The sequence below is a fragment of the Streptomyces sp. CO7 genome (assembly GCF_053474865.1).
In genome coordinates this window covers 37167-52849 of sequence record NZ_JBRIOU010000013.1, presented here as the reverse complement: position 1 = coordinate 52849, position 15683 = coordinate 37167, and the positions used below count along the sequence as shown (strand labels likewise).

The window sequence follows — 15683 nt, the reverse complement described above, 5'->3', positions numbered from 1 at the left end:
CCCCACGCCACCCTCCCGGTCATCGGCGGCCGCCTGGAACTGGGCACCTGGCAGTCGGTGTGCCTGGTCGACACCAACGGCGACAACCGCGAGCGCCAGGTGCGGCTGAGCTTCCTCGGGTAGGACACCGACCCGGTGCGGACTGAGGACGGCGGGTCTCCGACCGCACCGACTGCCGCGGCGAGACCGCCGTCAGGACTGCCGGCGGTTCCTCTTCGCCGACCACGCGAGGACGCGGGTTGCAAGGAGGTCGGTCGGGCATGAGCAGGAGAACACCGATCACGCCGTCCTGGACCCGAGCGTTCCACTGCACCGACCCTGGCGTTCTGCTGAACTGATCGGGTCCCACTCACACCACGGAAGACGGAAGGCGGCGTCATGCGCATCGGACTGCTCGGTACCGGACCGTGGGCCAGCACGGCTCACGCGCCCGCCCTTCAGGGGCATCCCCAAGTCGACTTCGTCGGCGTGTGGGGGCGCCGTCGCGAGGCCGCAGAGGAACTTGCGGGCCGTCACGGCGTACGGGCCTACGGCGATGTCGAGGCCCTGTTCAGTGACGTGGACGCCGTCGCCGTCGCGCTGCCCCCGCACATCCAGGCCGACCTCGCGGTCCGGGCTGCCCGGGCGGGCCTTCATCTCCTGCTCGACAAGCCGCTGGCCACCACGGTCGATCAGGCACGCGCCGTGGCCGACGCAGTGCGTGAGTCGGGCGTTGCCTCGGTGGTGTTCTTCACCCTCCGCTTCCAGACGGGAACCGAGACCTGGATCGCAGAACAGGGCTCCGCAAAGGGCTGGTTCACAGCGAACGCCCACTGGCTCGGTTCGGTGTTCAGTGGCGACAGCCCGTACGGGCGGTCGCCCTGGCGCCGGGAGAAGGGCGCTCTGTGGGACGTCGGGCCGCACGCCCTGTCCGTGCTGCTGCCTGTACTCGGCCCCGTGGAGCGCGTGTCCGCCGCGGCGCGGGGTGCCGATGACACCGTGCACCTGGTCCTGACGCACGACCGGGGCGCGTCCAGCACCGTGACACTGAGTCTCACGGCCCCACCTGCCGCTGCCGGCCACGGCCTCGAACTCCGAGGGGCCCACGGCGTGACGCGGCTTCCCGACACGTCCGAGGGCCCCGTACCCGCACTCGCCCGCGCGGCGGCCGCACTGCGCGTCGCCGCAGAGGGCGGCCAACCGCACGCCTGTGACGTCGCGTTCGGCCTGCTAGTCACCGAAGTGCTGTCGGAAGCCGAGAAGTTGCTGGCCGATGGGCACGTGCCCCGTTGACGTTGACGTTGACGTTGACGTTGCCGTTGACGTTTACGTTGACGCTCCATTCCTCGCCTCGGGGCGCCCCCGGGTGCCCGCTCCGCGGAGTCTCCCGCCGTGACCCCGTCTCGTTCCCGGACCCGGTGAAGGCCGGTCCCCCCGGAACCTGTGGTCCGAGCCGAGCCGGTAGTGGCTGCCCCCTACGGGATCAGCGGGATCCCGTCCGACGGCAGCCCCAGGCGGTCGCAGCCGACGCGACGGGCCAGCGGCTCAGCCATGCCCACGGCGACGTGGGTGCGGTAGGTCGCGGCGTCCCGGAAGTAGCGCTGCATCCGCTCCCCGTCCCGCCCGTGCCGGGTTCCCGCCGTGCGGAAGAGGGGGTCCTGGAGCGCGTCCCACGCCAGGTGCCCGGCGGTGAGGAAGATCTGCGCGAGCCGGTGGTCCTCGGCCATGGTGAACGGGGCCTCGCCGGACACGTTGCGCCGGCAGGTCTCCGTCCAGTCCTCGGCGGCTCCCCGCAGAGCCGCCTCGGCGGTGCGGATGCGGCCCAGCGCCTCTCCCAGGTGCTGCTGGAACTCGGGCAGGTCGGAGCGGGTGCGGGCGGGATCGAAGGTCAGCGGCCGGGAGCGGATGATCCGCGCGTACTCGTCGGCCGCCGCATACGCGGTACCGATCATGATCGAGGCCAGCTCCGCGTGGAAGAAGCTCGCCACGCGCGACGCGTACATGGGGTTGTCGTGCAGCGTGCTGCCCACTGTGCCTCCCTCCACCGGCAGGTCGAGGAAGGAGGCCTCGCAGGCGAAGTGGGCGGGTATCCGGCCCCGGTCGATGTGGACGCTGTTGGAACCGGTGCCACGCAGGCCGAGAACCCCGTGCCAGTCGTCGAGCACCGTCCACACCCGGCGTGGGGCGACGAACAGCAGCAGCGGTCCCGGCGGGCCCCCGGGAGCGGAGGGCGCGCTCAGGGTCTGCCCGATGAAGTGGGTCGAGTACGGCGCCCCGGACGCGTACGACCAGGTGCCGTCGAGAATCAGGGAGCCCTCGCCGTCCGGCTGCGCGACGCCGACAGGGGGCAGGGTGGAGGCGGCGCGGAAGTCGCCCTCGACGCCGAAGAGTTCGTCCTGCGCCTCCGCGGAGAAGAAGGAGGCAGCCTGCAGTACATGGGCGGCGGTCAGGGACAACGCCCATCCGGTGGAGGGGCAGCCGCGCGCGACCTCGACGACGACCTGCAGGAAGGTCGGCAGCCCGAACTCGTATCCTCCGTACCGGCGGGGCTGCAGGATGCGGTAGAAGCCGGCGCGCAGGAAGTCGTCGTGGGTGTCCTTCGGGTAGTGGGTCAGCCGTTCGGTCTCGTCCTGGCGCTCGAGGAGCGCGGGCCGCAGGGCTACCGCCCGCTCGATGATCTCGCGTTCGGTCAACTGCGGTTCCGGGGCTGCGATCACGGTCTCCTCCAAGGGGGCCGACGTCGGCTCTCAGGCGAACACAGGTGATTGAACACGTTTTCGCACTCTGCGCACAGCGGAAGAAAACGGCCATTTCTGCAAAGCGTCGCCCCGGATCAGCTGCGTGAAGTGCTCCGCGCGGTCACCGAGCTGTCACATGAGCTGCCGCGCTTGCTGCGTGCTCCAGGCGGCGGTGGCGCCCAGAAGATCGACTACCGGGAGCGCCATGCGGTGGAGTACGGGATCAACCGGCTCAGGAGACACCGGGCAGTGGCCACCGGTTACGGGAAACGCGCCGTCCGCTACGAGGCGACCGTGCTCGTCGCGGCCGTCAACGCATGGCTGTGACTCGCATTCCCCTGAAGCCGGGAGGACCGTCAGCGGTGGCCCAGCACGTTGACCACCCGGCCGTTGGGGTCACGGACGAAGAACCGGCGCACCCCCCACTCCTCGTCCTGGAGGGGGTGAAGGATCTCCGCGCCGCTCTCCCGCACGGCCGCGTAGGCCGCGTCCACGTCATCCACTTCGACGCTCATATCGGGCGTGACCGGTGCGGTCTTGTCGCCGACCATGAAGCTGATCTGCGCGGTCGGACTGGACGGGGACGCGAGCGTCATGATCCAGCCGTGGTTCATGACCTCCTCGAATCCGAGCAGGCCGTAGAACTCCCGGCTCTCCTGCGCAGCCTCCGACTGGACATTGGGTACGACACGGCGAACCGCCATAGGTAGCTCCATGGTGACAACAGGCCGGCATCAGGGCTCTCCAGGAGTACTACGCCACACCGGCCGCCGCACGCGCTTTCGCTGCACGCCCCGGGCCGAACGGCAGCGCCCTGCGGCCGACGGTGGCCGGCCGCGCCGTCACTCGTCCGGCAGCCCGGCGTAGGCGCGCATCTCCTCGCGCTGCTGGGGCAGACGCCACGCGCGGACGATCGAGCAGAAGTTCGCCCACCTCCAGGTGTCGGAGCCCAGTGAGGCGAGGGTGCGGATCAACCGCTGCTGTGGTGGAGTCAGTTCGCCGAACGGGGGGAGGCCGTGCGGTGCGGGCTCACCGAAGGCCAGCCTCAGGGCCGCCTCGGCGACCGGGAAGGTGTCCGGGCCGGAGGTCGCGGCCAGACCGTCGGTCACGGCGTCCAGGGCTTCGTCCGGGTACCGGTCGGCCAGCAGGGTGAGCGAGCTCGCGGCGTAAGCACGCAGGTCACCCTCGTGGAACGGGACCTCGGGCTCGGGCGGATCCGCCTGTGCCGCAGCCAGCTCGGTGAGCACGCCGGCGCTCTCGGTGCACTCGGCGCCCGTGGCGATCAGCCGGGCGAGGGCGATCGCCGCGGCCCACCGCACGAGAGGCTCGTCGGCCGTGAGGAACGAGGTCAGCCGGTCCACGAGCGAGGGGTCGCCCAGGAGCCCCGCCGCCACCAGCGCGGTGGCCAGCGTCGCCGGTTCCGGCTCGGCGTCGAGTACGTCCAGCAGTCGCGGCAGCGCCTGAGGGGCCGCCTCGGGGAACCACGCGACCAGGTAGGCGGTCGCGGCGCGTACGTCCGCATCGTCGTCGGCCAGCAGGGGGAACAGGGTGGGGAGCTGGCCCCGGACCGCGTCGTAGGCGGCCAGTTCGGCCTCCGCGGCCGCCAGGTGCTGCTCGTGGTCGAACATGTCGCGCCGCATCTCGCGCACGCGGCGGTCACCCTCGTCCGCCGCGGCCTCGACCCAGGCGTCGTACTCGGCACGCATCTCCTCCGGGCCCCGCGCCCGGAACTCCGCGAGTTCACGCCGCCAGCCCGTGACGTCCAGGCCGGCGGGCAGGTGGCTCTCGTCGTAGCCGATGGCGAGTGCCGCCAGCATCGTCAGGAACTCGTGGCGGTCGGGCAGCGAGACTTCCGCCGCCATGCGGGCGATGAAGGGGACCGCTGCGGCGGTGGCCTGGTAGCGGCTGCCCTGGTGGAAGATGTTGCCGTACAGGGCGTGCATGGCCTTGCCGCGTACGTCGGCGTCTTCGGAGCACAGGTCGCGCAGTTGCGCGGGGACGTCTTCGGCGGGTCCGTAGGCGTGCTCCAGCTGTGACCAGTCGACGGCGTCCAGGCCGGTCAGGGGTGCGCTGATCTTCGTCATGTGCCGAAATGTCTCACACGGGACCGACAATTAGCCGAGGGGCCAGCGGACGTCGGCGTCGGTCCGTTCCTCTGCCGTTGTTGTCCCGGGGTGCGCGTGACGGGTGGACGTCCCTTCTACGCGCAGCCCGGTGGTTGGTCGTCGGCCGGGACGAATTGCATGGTGGGCATCCCGACGGCGTCGAAGTCGGCCGTGTCCGGCCCGATCAGGGTCATGTAACCGGCAAGCTTCCGGCCGTCGCGTGAAGGCTGCTCCCCCTGCACCTGCTCGACACCCGGGAACACGGAGTCCAGGACCCACCAACGGCCGCCGAACTCGACCCACTTGATCCCGCAGTGCGTATCGATGTCATAGGGATAGGGCTTCTGCTGCTCGGGGCTCTTCGGTCCCTTCTCCCATGTTTCCGCCGTGATGGTGCGGGCGGGGAGGGTGGGACCTGCGTACCCCTCATCGCCCGGAGCGTCGGACGAGGACGAGCAGCCGGAGAGCAACAGCCCGGCGCTCAACAACAGGACGGCGGCTCGGCGCGATGTCTTCACGTACCTTCGACGCCGGAGGCGCGCATATGGTTCGAACCGCCGTCGCCCGCTACCGCACTCAAGATCACCCCGAAGGTGAGGACGTGCCGGGAGGGTGCGGTGCGCGGGCTGGAGCATGCGGCGTACGTGTCAGCCCTCGCGGTGCCGGGTCCTCCCTACGCGAGGTCCAGGAAGCTCCACCGCGCCCCGGGGCGGCCCCCGCTGAGCCACGCCCCGCAGTTATGGAGCACCACCGGGCTCGAGGTGATGTGCTGCGTCCCCGTGTGGAGATCGCGCAGGAAGCGGTCGACCGGGCCGCGTCGGATCGCTGCCGAGCCCGCCCAGCGGTGGACCGTGTCGCCCACCTCCCGCGCGGTCGTCGTCGCGTGGTTGAGGACGAGGCGCAGCAGGGTGTCCTGTTCCGTGGTGAGCGGGTCGCCCGAGTCGAGGGTGGCCTCGAAGCCGCCCCATGCCTCCGTCACCCACGCCCGGGCGGCCCGGAGCCGGGCTTCCGCGGTCGCGAACTCCGCGTGGAACTGGGAGGTGTCGACAGCGGCGGCCCGCGTGCCGGTGCGGGCCTTCGCGATCTTCTTGAGCTCGTCGAGCAGGCGCCGTCCGACGCCGAGCGCCCAGCCGGTGTGACCGATCGCGGCCATGTTGACCAGGCCGAGCCGGTAGACGGCGCCACCGTTGACCGGGGTCGTCGTGGTGGCGAGGTAGGTGTACTCGTGGGGGACATACACGTCGTGGCAGTGGTAGTCGATGCTGTGGGTCGCGCGCAGCCCGAGCACGTCCCAGTTGCCGTCGAGCACCACCTGCGACTTCGGCATGGTGAGGACCCGCATCTCCCCGGTGCCCTCGACCTGGATCAGGCTGTGGACGTGCGTGGCGTGCGCCATCCCTGAGGCGAACTGCCAGTTGCCGCTGACCAGATAGCCGTCCTGCACCGGAACTGCCCGGCCGGGCCGGGTGCCGTGCCCGGCGACCAGGGCGTACCGGCCGCCGGCGACGTCGGGGAACAGGTCGGCCGCAGCGGCCTCCCCGATGAACGCCGCGGTGGAGCCGGTCACCAGTTGCAGGGCGAACATCGTCCAGCCGGCCGCCGCGTCGTGGTGGCTGAGTCGCTCGACCGTCTCGATCAGCTGCAGGGGGGTGAACTCGTGGCCGCCGAGGCTCCTCGGCAGTTCCGCTCTGACGATCCCCGCGTCCAGCAGGGCCTGTGCGGTGTGCTCGGGGAGCCTGCCGAGGCTCTCCGCGGCCTCCGCGCCCTCGTCGAGCGACTTGCCGAGCGCGTCGATCCGATCCAGCAGCGCGGGCAGTTCCGGGCTGTGGTGCAGTCGAGCCGTGGCTGTCATGACGTACCTCTCCTCACCGTTGCTGACTGACAGTCATGCCGCTGTGCGTGAGCAGGAGTTGGGGCAGGGGTCGGTGATCGGCCGGTCGGGCACGATCGTCTCACGCGGGTGGTCCGGCGTCTGCCGGACGGCCGTCACGCGGACACTTCGGTGCCGGTCGGCACTCGTCCCGGTCGCCCCGAGTCTCGCGCCCGGCGCCTCGCGTCGCGGGCTGTAGCGTAACATCTGTTTCAGTTGAGCCTTGAATCCTCGATCTGTAATGAGTGATACTTTCTGACCGGAAGAGTTGTGCACGAAGGTGAAGGGGTCGACATGCGGCGCGAAGAGCACGACCTGCTCGGTGACCGGGAGGTGGAGGCCGGGGTCTACTGGGGCATCCACACGCTCCGGGCCCGGGAGAACTTCCCGCTGACGGGCATCGCGATGTCGGCGCATCCCGAGCTCGTGGTCGCCCTCGCCGCCGTGAAGGAGGCGGCGGCGCTGGCGCACCTGGAGCTGGGGACGCTCCCCGAGGAGAGGGGCCGGGCCGTCGTGCGGGCGTGCCGGGAGATCCGGGAGGGCCGGCTCCACGACCAGTTCGTCGTGGACGTCTTCCAGGGCGGCGCGGGCACGTCGGCGAACATGAACGCCAACGAGGTCGTCGCCAACCGGGCCCTGGAGCTCATGGGGCACGCGCGCGGCGACTACGCGCACCTGCACCCGAACGACGACGTCAACCGCTCGCAGAGCACCAACGACGTCTACCCCACGGCGGCCAAGCTCGCCCTGTACACGGCCACGGATCGGCTGCTGGACGCCATGACGGTGCTGGGCGACGCCTTCGCCGAACGGGGCGGGGCGTTCGCGAGGACCGTCAAGCTCGGCCGCACCCAGTTGCAGGACGCCGTGCCCATGACGCTGGGGCAGGAGTTCGACGCCTTCGCGCTCACCGTGCGGGACGACGCGGAGCTCCTTCGCCTCGCGGCGGACGGTCTGCTCGACGTCAATCTCGGAGGGACGGCCATCGGCACCGGTCTCAACGCCGACCCCGGCTTCGCCCGTCTGGCCGTCGCGCACCTCGCCGTGCTCTGCTCGGCGCCGGTCCGCTCCGCCGGCGATCTGGTGGAGAGCACGCAGGGGGTGGGCGGTTTCCTCCGGCTCTCCGGAGCGCTGCGGCAGTTCGCGCTCCGCCTCTCCAAGATCTGCAACGATCTGAGGCTGCTGGCCTCCGGGCCCCGGGCCGGGCTGGGCGAGATCATGCTGCCGGAGTTGCAGGCGGGGTCGAGCATCATGCCGGGCAAGGTCAACCCCGTCCTGCCCGAGGCGGTCAACCAGGTCTGCTTCGACGTGGTGGGGGCGGATGCCGCGGTCTGCGCGGCGGCCCAGTCGGGGCAGCTCCAGCTGAACGCCTTCGAGCCCTTGATGGTTCATCACCTGCTCAACTCGGCGAACCGGCTGGGCGCGGCGTGCACGCTTCTCGCCGAGCGCTGCGTGGCCGGCGTCCGGGCCGACGAGGAGCATCTGCGGGCACTCGTGGAGGGCAGTGCCGGACTCGCCACGGCGCTCAACCCGGTGATCGGCTACCAGCAGGCCACCGCGCTGGCCCGCCGGTGCCAGGAGACCGGCCTGCCCGTGCGGGAACTGGCCGCCCGTGACGGGCTGGTCCCCGAGGAACAGCTTGCTGAGCTGCTCGACCCGCGGCGGCTCGCCCAGCGGGCCTGAGGGGCGGTGGCGCGCGGTCCGAGGCAGCGGTGCGCGTACGGGGCGGTCCGGCCGCCCCGTACGCGTGAGGACCCGGTCAGCGCACGGCGGCCCGGTCACCGCGTGGCGGTCAGCTCCTCGTCACGGTGCAGCCGTACGCCGCGGTCCCGGACCCGCTGTACGCCTCCACGTCGAGGTAGTAGGCGCCCGTCCCGGAACCGGTTCTGGTGAAGGACAGGGACTCGTCGGTGCCGGCTCCGTCGGCGACCGAGCGGGTCAGGGTGCTGCCGTCGGCGTCGAGCCAGTACAGGTCGGCGTCGTAGGCGGAGGGGACGGCGCAGCTCACGGAGGCGGTCTGGCCGGCGGACAGGTTGAGCTTGAAGTAGTCGCGGTCGGTGCCGGACTTCATGTTCCCGGTCACCGTGCCGGGGGAGACCAGGGTGGTGGCGTCGTCGGCCGTGTCACGGGTGTCGTTCGGCTCGCTCTCGGCGACGCTGCCGCCGCCCTGACCGCCGCAGTCCGTCACCGGGGTGCCGCTGTACAGGTTGGGATCGGCGACGCCGTTGGTGACGCTGCGGAGGTAGTAGCCGCAGGTGGGCCGGTTCTTGAAGTCGAAGGTCGAGCCGGGGGTCAGCCGCCAGATCTTGAAGCCGCTGTAGGTCAGGGGCTTGCGGTCGACCGCCTGCTCCGGCTGGTGGTCGGCGAGGACGATGTAGGCGTCCTTGCCGTACTGGGTCGCCGTGCCGTTGCGGTCGAGGTACAGCGAGCCGCCGCCCTCCTCCACTCCGACGCCCCAGGCGGCGCCCCCGGGAGTGAGGCCGCCCTTCACCGCGCGGGCGAGGAATGCCATCGTGCGGCCCATCCGGTCGCGGGTGACGAAGTGCGAGTCGTTGACCACCGCGCCGTAGTTCGCCCACTCGAACATGCCGGTGGTGAAGCTGATGTACCGGTCGTAGGGGTTGGCGAGCGCCTCCGCGCTGGTGACGCTGCCGTTGCAGGCGTCGTACACGAGCGGACTGTTGATGTGGTGGCCCGCGCTGCCGCCGCCCGAGCCGCCGCCCTTGGCCACCACCGACTCGACGGAGGCCTCCAGGGCCGTCCCCTTCCAGGCGGCGTAGCGGCACTGGTCGCCGCCGGCGAAGTAGACGAACTCGGCGTTGCGGACGTCGGCGTTCACCTGGCTGTTGTTGCCGTCGCTCGCCGTCGTGAGGGTCCACGTCGTGCAGGAGTTGACCCCGGCCAGTTTGGTGACGGCGTCGCACTCGGGGGTCTTGCTTCCCGACGTCGGCGCGGAGCCGGCCAGGACGACCACGTCGATGCTCCCGGAGCCGCCCCGGATGTCGTCGATGGCGCGGGTCATCGAGGCCGCGACGATGCTTCCGGCGCCGTTCATGGTGAAGGCGGGCCCGTTCCACGACGCGCGGGTGACGTCGGCGGTGCTGCCGAGCCTGATCCTGTCGGCCGCCGCGTGCGCCGGCTGATGCGCCACCAGCACGGTGGCGACGGCGGCGAGTCCGACGGCGGCCGAGGTGAACCGGAATGACCTGAGTGACCTGGACGAACGCAGTGGCATGGGTGCTCCAAGAAGTGGGGTCGGTCGGGGATGCCGTGACCCGTCACGGGTCTGATCGGCTGGATGCGGAACATACAAGTAACGGAAATGAAGCGGTAGATGTAAGACGGTTCTGGCCGCCGTTCGCCTCAATCAGGGCGACCTTTCCGGGCGTAGAGCCCATATCGTTCGCTGAGCAGTCGCGAACGGGGCGTTACACGAACGTAATGGGTCTTACATCTAGCCAGTACTGGCGTTGATCTGTAACTTCTCCGCTGTGTCCGGCGGCCAGATTCCGCCGTTCGAAGACCACCGAGAGGTTCCACGCGATGAACGCTCGTATCGCACGCTCCGCCGCGGCCTCCGCCCTCGCGGCGGCCCTGTTCGTGTCCCTGTCCGCCTGTGACGACGAGGAGAAGGCCGCCCCGCCGCCCGGCAGCACCGTCGTCGCCGGCGTCAAGATCACCAAGGACGCGAAGCTGCACGCCCTCCTCCCGGAGGAGATCAAGAAGTCGGGTGAGGTCCGCGTCGCGACCGACGTCCCCTACCCGCCGTTCGAGATGTACGTGAAGGAGGGCGGGACCACGCTGACCGGGCTCGACTACGACCTCGGTCAGGCCCTGGGCGCGAAGCTCGGCGTGAAGTTCGTCTTCGCCCCGCAGAAGTTCGACGGCATCGTGCCCGCCATCCAGGCCGGCAAGTACGACGTCGCGATGTCGGCGATCACCGACAACAAGGAGCGGCAGAAGGTCGTCGACTTCGTCGACTACTCCCGGTCCGGTTCCGGCATCCTGGTCGCCGAGGGCAACCCCGCCGAGGTGACGACGCTGGACGACCTGTGCGGGCAGAAGGTCGCGGTCCAGACGGCGACCAACCAGCTCGACCTCCTCAAGTCCCACCAGGCCGCCTGCTCCAAGGCGGGCAAGGGGAAGATCGACATCCAGACCTTCCCCAAGGACTCCGACGCCCAGCTCGCCCTGCGCTCCGGCAAGGTGGTCGCCCAGGTCCTCACCAAGCCGGCCGCCGGTTGGGTGGCCAAGACCGCGGACGACGGCAAGGCCTTCGACCTCGCGGAGGACCCGGCCGCCCCGGGCGGCTACAACGCTTCGCCCAACGGCATCGCCGTCAGCAAGGACCTTCCGGAGCTGACCGAGGCGATCCAGAAGGCGCTCCAGGAGCTCATCGACGACGGCACCGTCGGCGCCGTGTACGGCAAGTACGGCGTCGCCTCGATCGCCGTCCAGGAAGCCACCAAGAACGCGGCGGTGGACTAGAGATGCCCGGCACCATCAAGGCCCCGGAGCGGACCGCCGCCGAGGACCGGCCGCTCGGCGCGGAACTCGAGGTCGTCCCCGTCCGCAACTACGGACGTTGGATCGCGGCGGTCGCCTCGCTGGCGGCCCTCGTCGGCCTCGTCGGATCCCTCGCCAAGAACGACAACCTGCGCTGGGACGTCGTCGGCGACTACCTCTTCGCCGACCTGATCTTCGACGGCCTGGTCACCACCCTCTGGCTGACCGCGGCCGCCATGCTCCTCGGTCTGGCGCTCGGCACGCTGATCGCCGTCATGCGGCTCTCGTCCAGCCCGGTGCTGTACGGCCTGGCCAACGCCTTCGTCTGGGTCTTCCGCGGCACCCCGCTGCTCGTCCAGATCATCTTCTGGGGCTACGCCGCGGCGCTCTACCAGTACGTGAAGATCGGCATTCCCTTCACCGACGTCACCTTCTTCCAGGCCGAGACCAACGCCCTGCTGACGCCGGCGGTCGCGGCGCTGCTCGCCCTCGGGCTCAACGAGGCCGCCTACGCCTCGGAGATCGTCCGCGCCGGCATCCAGTCCGTCGATCCCGGCCAGGCCGAGGCCGCCCACTCGCTCGGCATGCGCCCCGCGCTCACCATGCGCCGGATCGTGCTGCCCCAGGCCATGCGCGTGATCATCCCGCCCATGGGCAACGAGACCATCAACATGCTCAAGATGACCGCCCTGGTCTCGGTCATCTCCGCGCACGACCTGATGTCGAACATCCAGGACGTGTACGCGCAGAACTACCAGGTCATCCCCATGCTGGTCGTCGCCAGCATCTGGTACCTGGCCCTCGTCACCCTCCTCAGCGTGCCCCAGGCGCGGCTGGAGAGGCGTTACGGCCGCGGCACCACGCGCGCCGGTCACGTCTCGCCGTTCCGCCGTCTGCTCGGCGGGACCGTGGAGCGGCTCGGCAAGAACAGCAAGGAGCAGAGCCGATGAGCACTCCCATGGTGCGTGCCGAAGGCGTCCGCAAGCGCTTCGGAAGGCTGGAGGTCCTCAAGGGCATCGACCTCACGGTCGAACGCGGCCAGGTCTGCTGCCTGCTCGGCCCTTCCGGATCGGGCAAGTCCACCTTCCTGCGCTGCATCAACCACCTGGAGAAGGTCGACGGCGGCCGGCTCACCGTCGACGGCGACCTCGTCGGCTACCGCCGGCACGGCGCCAAGCTGCACGAACTGCGGGAGCGTGAGGTCGCGGACCGCCGCCGGGACATCGGCATGGTCTTCCAGCGGTTCAACCTCTTCCCGCACATGACCGCCGTCGAGAACGTCATGGAGGCCCCCGTCAAGGTCGCCGGCGTCTCCCGCGCCGGGGCCCGTGAGCAGGCCCAGGACCTTCTGGAGCGGGTCGGGCTCGGGGACCGCGCCCACCATTACCCGGCCGAACTGTCCGGCGGCCAGCAGCAGCGCGTGGCCATCGCCCGCGCCCTCGCCATGAAGCCCAAGCTGATGCTGTTCGACGAGCCGACCTCGGCCCTCGACCCCGAACTCGTCGGCGACGTCCTCGACGTCATGCGGCAGCTCGCGGCCGATGGGATGACCATGGTCGTCGTCACCCACGAGATCGGCTTCGCCCGCGAGGTCGGCGACACCGCCGTCTTCATGGACGAGGGCGTCGTGGTCGAGGCCGGCGACCCCCGGCAGGTACTCGTCGACCCGGAGCAGGAACGCACCCGTACCTTCCTGTCCAAGGTCCTGTGAGCGCCCCCGTCACCCGGCGGGAGAGGGCCGACCACTTCCTCGACCGGGCCCGGACCCTCCGCCCCCGCTTCCTGCACGACCTCGAGGAGCTCGTCTCCATCGACTCCGGCTCCTACGACGCCGACGGCGTCAACCGGGTGGCCGACTGGGTCGGACGCAGGCTGGAGCGGATCGGCTTCGACGTCCGGCGGGTGTCCTTCCCGCCCGCGCCCGACGGGCACCGGACCGGCGACGCCCTCGTCGCCCGCAGGCGGGGCCGACTGCCCGAGGCGGCGGGCGGCCGCAGGATCCTGCTCGCCGCGCACATGGACACCGTCTTCGAGGCCGGCACCGCCGCGGCCAGGCCCTTCCGCGTCGAGGGCTCCGTGGCCCACGGCCCCGGCGTCTGCGACGACAAGGGCGGACTGCTCGCGGGGCTCACCGCTCTGGAGATCCTCTGCGAGTCCGGCGCCGACGCCTACGACGAGCTGGTCCTGCTCGCCACCCCCGACGAGGAGATCGGCTCCCCCGCCAGCCGCGCCCTCATCGAGGACACCGCCCGCGGCATGCACCACGGTCTCGGCCTCGAGTGCGCCCGGGAGAACGGCGACCTCGTCATCGCCCGCAAGGGGGTCGCCGACTTCCGGCTCACCGTCACCGGACGGGCGGCCCACGCCGGCATCGAACCCGAGCGCGGGGCGAACGCGGCCCTCGCCGCCGCCCACCTCACCGTCGCGCTCCAGGCCCTCAACGGCCACTGGGAGGACGTGACGGTCAACGTCGGTGTCGTCCGGGCCGGTACCCGCGCCAACATCGTCTGCCCCGCCGCGGAACTGCGCATCGAGGTGCGCGCCGCCACGACGGCGGACATCGGGCGGGTCACCCGCGCCATCCAGGAGGCCGCGGACCACCCGGGCGTCCCCGGCGTCACCGTCACGGTCGAACAGCTCGACCTCTGCCCTCCCATGGAGGACACCACCGCCTCCCGGCGGATGCTCGACCACGCCCGACGGGCCGCCGCCGCGGCCGGGTTCGCCCTGGGCGCCGCGGCGACCGGTGGAGTGGGGGACGCCAACCTCGTCGCGGGCGCCGGAGTCCCCGTCCTGGACGGCCTGGGCCCCGTGGGGGGCGCCGACCACACGCCCCAGGAGTGGCTCGACCTCACGAGCGTCCCGCAGCGGGTCGCCATGCTCGCCGGCCTGATCGCCTCCCTCGGCGACGGCGGCGCCTCCCTCGGCGCCCCCGGCACCTCCTGAACGGCGCCGCCGCGCGGTGGTGCGAGCACCGCGCGCGGCGCCGCTCCGGCCCCACGCCCGCCGGGCGGACGGACACGGTCCGGTCCGCCCGGCGGGCCCACGAGTCCCACCCCCGCAACCGAACCGCACCGAACCGAACCGAACCGAACCGAACCGCACCGATCGAACCGCAAGAACCGAACCGAGCCGCACCCAACCGGAGGCATCATGCGCGTCCCGCGCCGCCCCGCACGTCGCACCGTCCTCGCCTGCGCCCTCGCCGTCGCACTCCTCACCGGCGCTTCCGCCGCACACGCCGGCCCCCGGCCGGACGGGGCCCACACGGGCTCCCTCGTGCTGGTCGGCGGGGCCCTGAAGGACGACAACTCCCAGGTGTACGGGGAGATCATCGAGCGGGCCGGTGGCCCGGAGGCCCGGATCGGCGTCATCACCGCGGCCTCCGTGCCCGAGAGCCAGGACCCGAACGCCGACGACCCCGACCTGTGCAGCAACTCCGCCTGCAACGGCGCCTACTACGCCGGCCTGTTCGAGCGGCACGGAGCCGCCGACGCCCAGTGGATCCCCCTCGACATCGACCACGTCGCCAACGCCGACTCGGACGCCGTCGTCGCCCAGGTCGAGTCCATGACCGGATTCTTCTTCGGCGGCGGGGACCAGTACCGGTACGTCACCACCCTCCTGCGCGGCGACGGGCACAAGGACTCCAAGGTGCTCGCCGCCATCCGCGCCAAGCTCGCCCACGGGGCCGTCGTCGCGGGCTCCTCGGCCGGCGCCCAGATCGCCTCCGGCCCCGACATGGTCAGCGGCGGCGAGTCCTACGAAGCCCTCCGCGACGGCAGCGCACCCGGCTACTTCGACGACCCGACCCGTCTGGGGTACCTGCCCCAGGGCGGATTCGGCTTCCTGCGGTCCGGCCTCGTCGACACCCACACCGGCGCCTACGGCCGCGAGGGCCGGGCCTTCCGTCTCGCCGCCGACACGGGCCACGACCGGGTCTACGCACTGGAGGAGAACACCGCCCTGGTCGTCGACCGGCCCGGCAGCCGCCGCGAGCACCTGACGGTCCTCGGCCCGAACGGCGTCGCCGTCCTCGACCTCAGGAACGCCCGCGCGCACGACGCGGCGAACGGCTGGACCCTCCGAGGCGCCCGGTACAGCTACCTCACCGACGGCGACCGGTACGACGCCCGCACCTGGACACCGCGCGTCGCCCCCGCCCGTGAGCCCCTGCTCCCCGCCCTCACGACACCCGTGCCGGCCAACGAGGACGTCTTCTACTCGACCGCCAACCCGGACGGCAGCGCCTACTCCTTCCGGACCACCGCCCGGGCGCTCTCCTCGACGCGTGCGCAGGACAGCGCGACCGCGACGACCTTCGAGGACGGACCGCGGTTCACGGTGACCTTCACCAAGGCGCGAGGATTCGCCGCCTTCACCGACGACGGCGCCACGGCCCGGACCCTCCTCGGGCTCCGCATCGACATCGCCCCCCGGCGCTGAGAGGGACGGCTGGGCGGGCGCGGCGCCCGCCCGCCCAGC

General features: G+C 71.3%; 15 protein-coding genes. 9 read left to right on the top strand and 6 right to left on the bottom strand.

Annotated elements, in window-relative coordinates:
- On the top strand, positions 1 to 123 hold a 123-nt coding region (locus tag ACOV8S_RS30290), incomplete at its 5' end, for a YjbQ family protein (protein ID WP_448321701.1).
- 255 nt (positions 124 to 378) lie between these two features.
- Positions 379 to 1272, top strand: coding sequence for a Gfo/Idh/MocA family protein (locus ACOV8S_RS30285; protein WP_448321685.1), 894 nt, complete (start codon positions 379 to 381; stop codon positions 1270 to 1272).
- Positions 1273 to 1454: 182 nt separating this feature from the next.
- Here ACOV8S_RS30285 and ACOV8S_RS30280 read toward each other — a convergent pair whose 3' ends face one another.
- A complete protein-coding gene (locus ACOV8S_RS30280) occupies positions 1455 to 2696 on the bottom strand; it encodes an acyl-CoA dehydrogenase family protein (RefSeq protein WP_448321684.1) in 1242 nt (413 codons plus the stop codon).
- A 48-nt stretch (positions 2697 to 2744) separates the two neighbouring features.
- Here ACOV8S_RS30280 and ACOV8S_RS30275 point away from each other — a divergent pair, with 48 nt between their 5' ends.
- Positions 2745 to 3044, top strand: a complete 300-nt coding sequence (locus ACOV8S_RS30275; RefSeq protein ID WP_448321683.1) for a hypothetical protein — start codon at positions 2745 to 2747, stop codon at positions 3042 to 3044.
- Between the two features lie 29 nt (positions 3045 to 3073).
- Here ACOV8S_RS30275 and ACOV8S_RS30270 read toward each other — a convergent pair whose 3' ends face one another.
- The 4 genes from ACOV8S_RS30270 to ACOV8S_RS30255 form a co-directional block, all read right to left on the bottom strand.
- A complete protein-coding gene (locus tag ACOV8S_RS30270) occupies positions 3074 to 3421 on the bottom strand; it encodes a VOC family protein (RefSeq protein WP_448321682.1) in 348 nt (115 codons plus the stop codon).
- A gap of 138 nt (positions 3422 to 3559) precedes the next feature.
- Positions 3560 to 4801: a HEAT repeat domain-containing protein gene (locus tag ACOV8S_RS30265; protein ID WP_448321681.1), complete on the bottom strand. Its 1242-nt coding sequence runs from the start codon at positions 4799 to 4801 to the stop codon at positions 3560 to 3562.
- 116 nt (positions 4802 to 4917) lie between these two features.
- Entirely contained in the window at positions 4918 to 5340 is a 423-nt protein-coding gene (locus ACOV8S_RS30260; protein ID WP_448321680.1) for a hypothetical protein, read from the bottom strand.
- Between the two features lie 155 nt (positions 5341 to 5495).
- Complete coding sequence (locus tag ACOV8S_RS30255; protein WP_448321679.1) at positions 5496 to 6674, bottom strand: acyl-CoA dehydrogenase family protein; 1179 nt, start codon at positions 6672 to 6674, stop codon at positions 5496 to 5498.
- Positions 6675 to 6986: 312 nt separating this feature from the next.
- Between ACOV8S_RS30255 and ACOV8S_RS30250 the strand changes: the two genes are divergently transcribed.
- Positions 6987 to 8375, top strand: coding sequence for an aspartate ammonia-lyase (locus tag ACOV8S_RS30250; protein ID WP_448321678.1), 1389 nt, complete (start codon positions 6987 to 6989; stop codon positions 8373 to 8375).
- A 109-nt stretch (positions 8376 to 8484) separates the two neighbouring features.
- On the opposite strand, the gene ACOV8S_RS30245 is transcribed toward ACOV8S_RS30250, so the two are convergent.
- Entirely contained in the window at positions 8485 to 9927 is a 1443-nt protein-coding gene (locus ACOV8S_RS30245; protein ID WP_448321677.1) for a pre-peptidase C-terminal domain-containing protein, read from the bottom strand.
- A 308-nt stretch (positions 9928 to 10235) separates the two neighbouring features.
- Here ACOV8S_RS30245 and ACOV8S_RS30240 point away from each other — a divergent pair, with 308 nt between their 5' ends.
- The 5 genes from ACOV8S_RS30240 (at position 10236) to ACOV8S_RS30220 (ending at position 15644) form a co-directional block, all read left to right on the top strand.
- Complete coding sequence (locus tag ACOV8S_RS30240; protein ID WP_448321676.1) at positions 10236 to 11180, top strand: ABC transporter substrate-binding protein; 945 nt, start codon at positions 10236 to 10238, stop codon at positions 11178 to 11180.
- A 2-nt stretch (positions 11181 to 11182) separates the two neighbouring features.
- Positions 11183 to 12148, top strand: a complete 966-nt coding sequence (locus tag ACOV8S_RS30235; RefSeq protein ID WP_448321675.1) for an amino acid ABC transporter permease — start codon at positions 11183 to 11185, stop codon at positions 12146 to 12148.
- An 8-nt stretch (positions 12149 to 12156) separates the two neighbouring features.
- Complete coding sequence (locus ACOV8S_RS30230; RefSeq protein ID WP_448321700.1) at positions 12157 to 12909, top strand: amino acid ABC transporter ATP-binding protein; 753 nt, start codon at positions 12157 to 12159, stop codon at positions 12907 to 12909.
- A complete protein-coding gene (locus tag ACOV8S_RS30225) occupies positions 12906 to 14144 on the top strand; it encodes a M20/M25/M40 family metallo-hydrolase (RefSeq protein ID WP_448321674.1) in 1239 nt (412 codons plus the stop codon). The genes ACOV8S_RS30230 and ACOV8S_RS30225 overlap by 4 nt, the downstream gene beginning before the upstream one ends.
- 207 nt (positions 14145 to 14351) lie before the next feature.
- Positions 14352 to 15644, top strand: coding sequence for a cyanophycinase (locus ACOV8S_RS30220; protein ID WP_448321673.1), 1293 nt, complete (start codon positions 14352 to 14354; stop codon positions 15642 to 15644).
- Positions 15645 to 15683 lie beyond the last annotated feature (39 nt).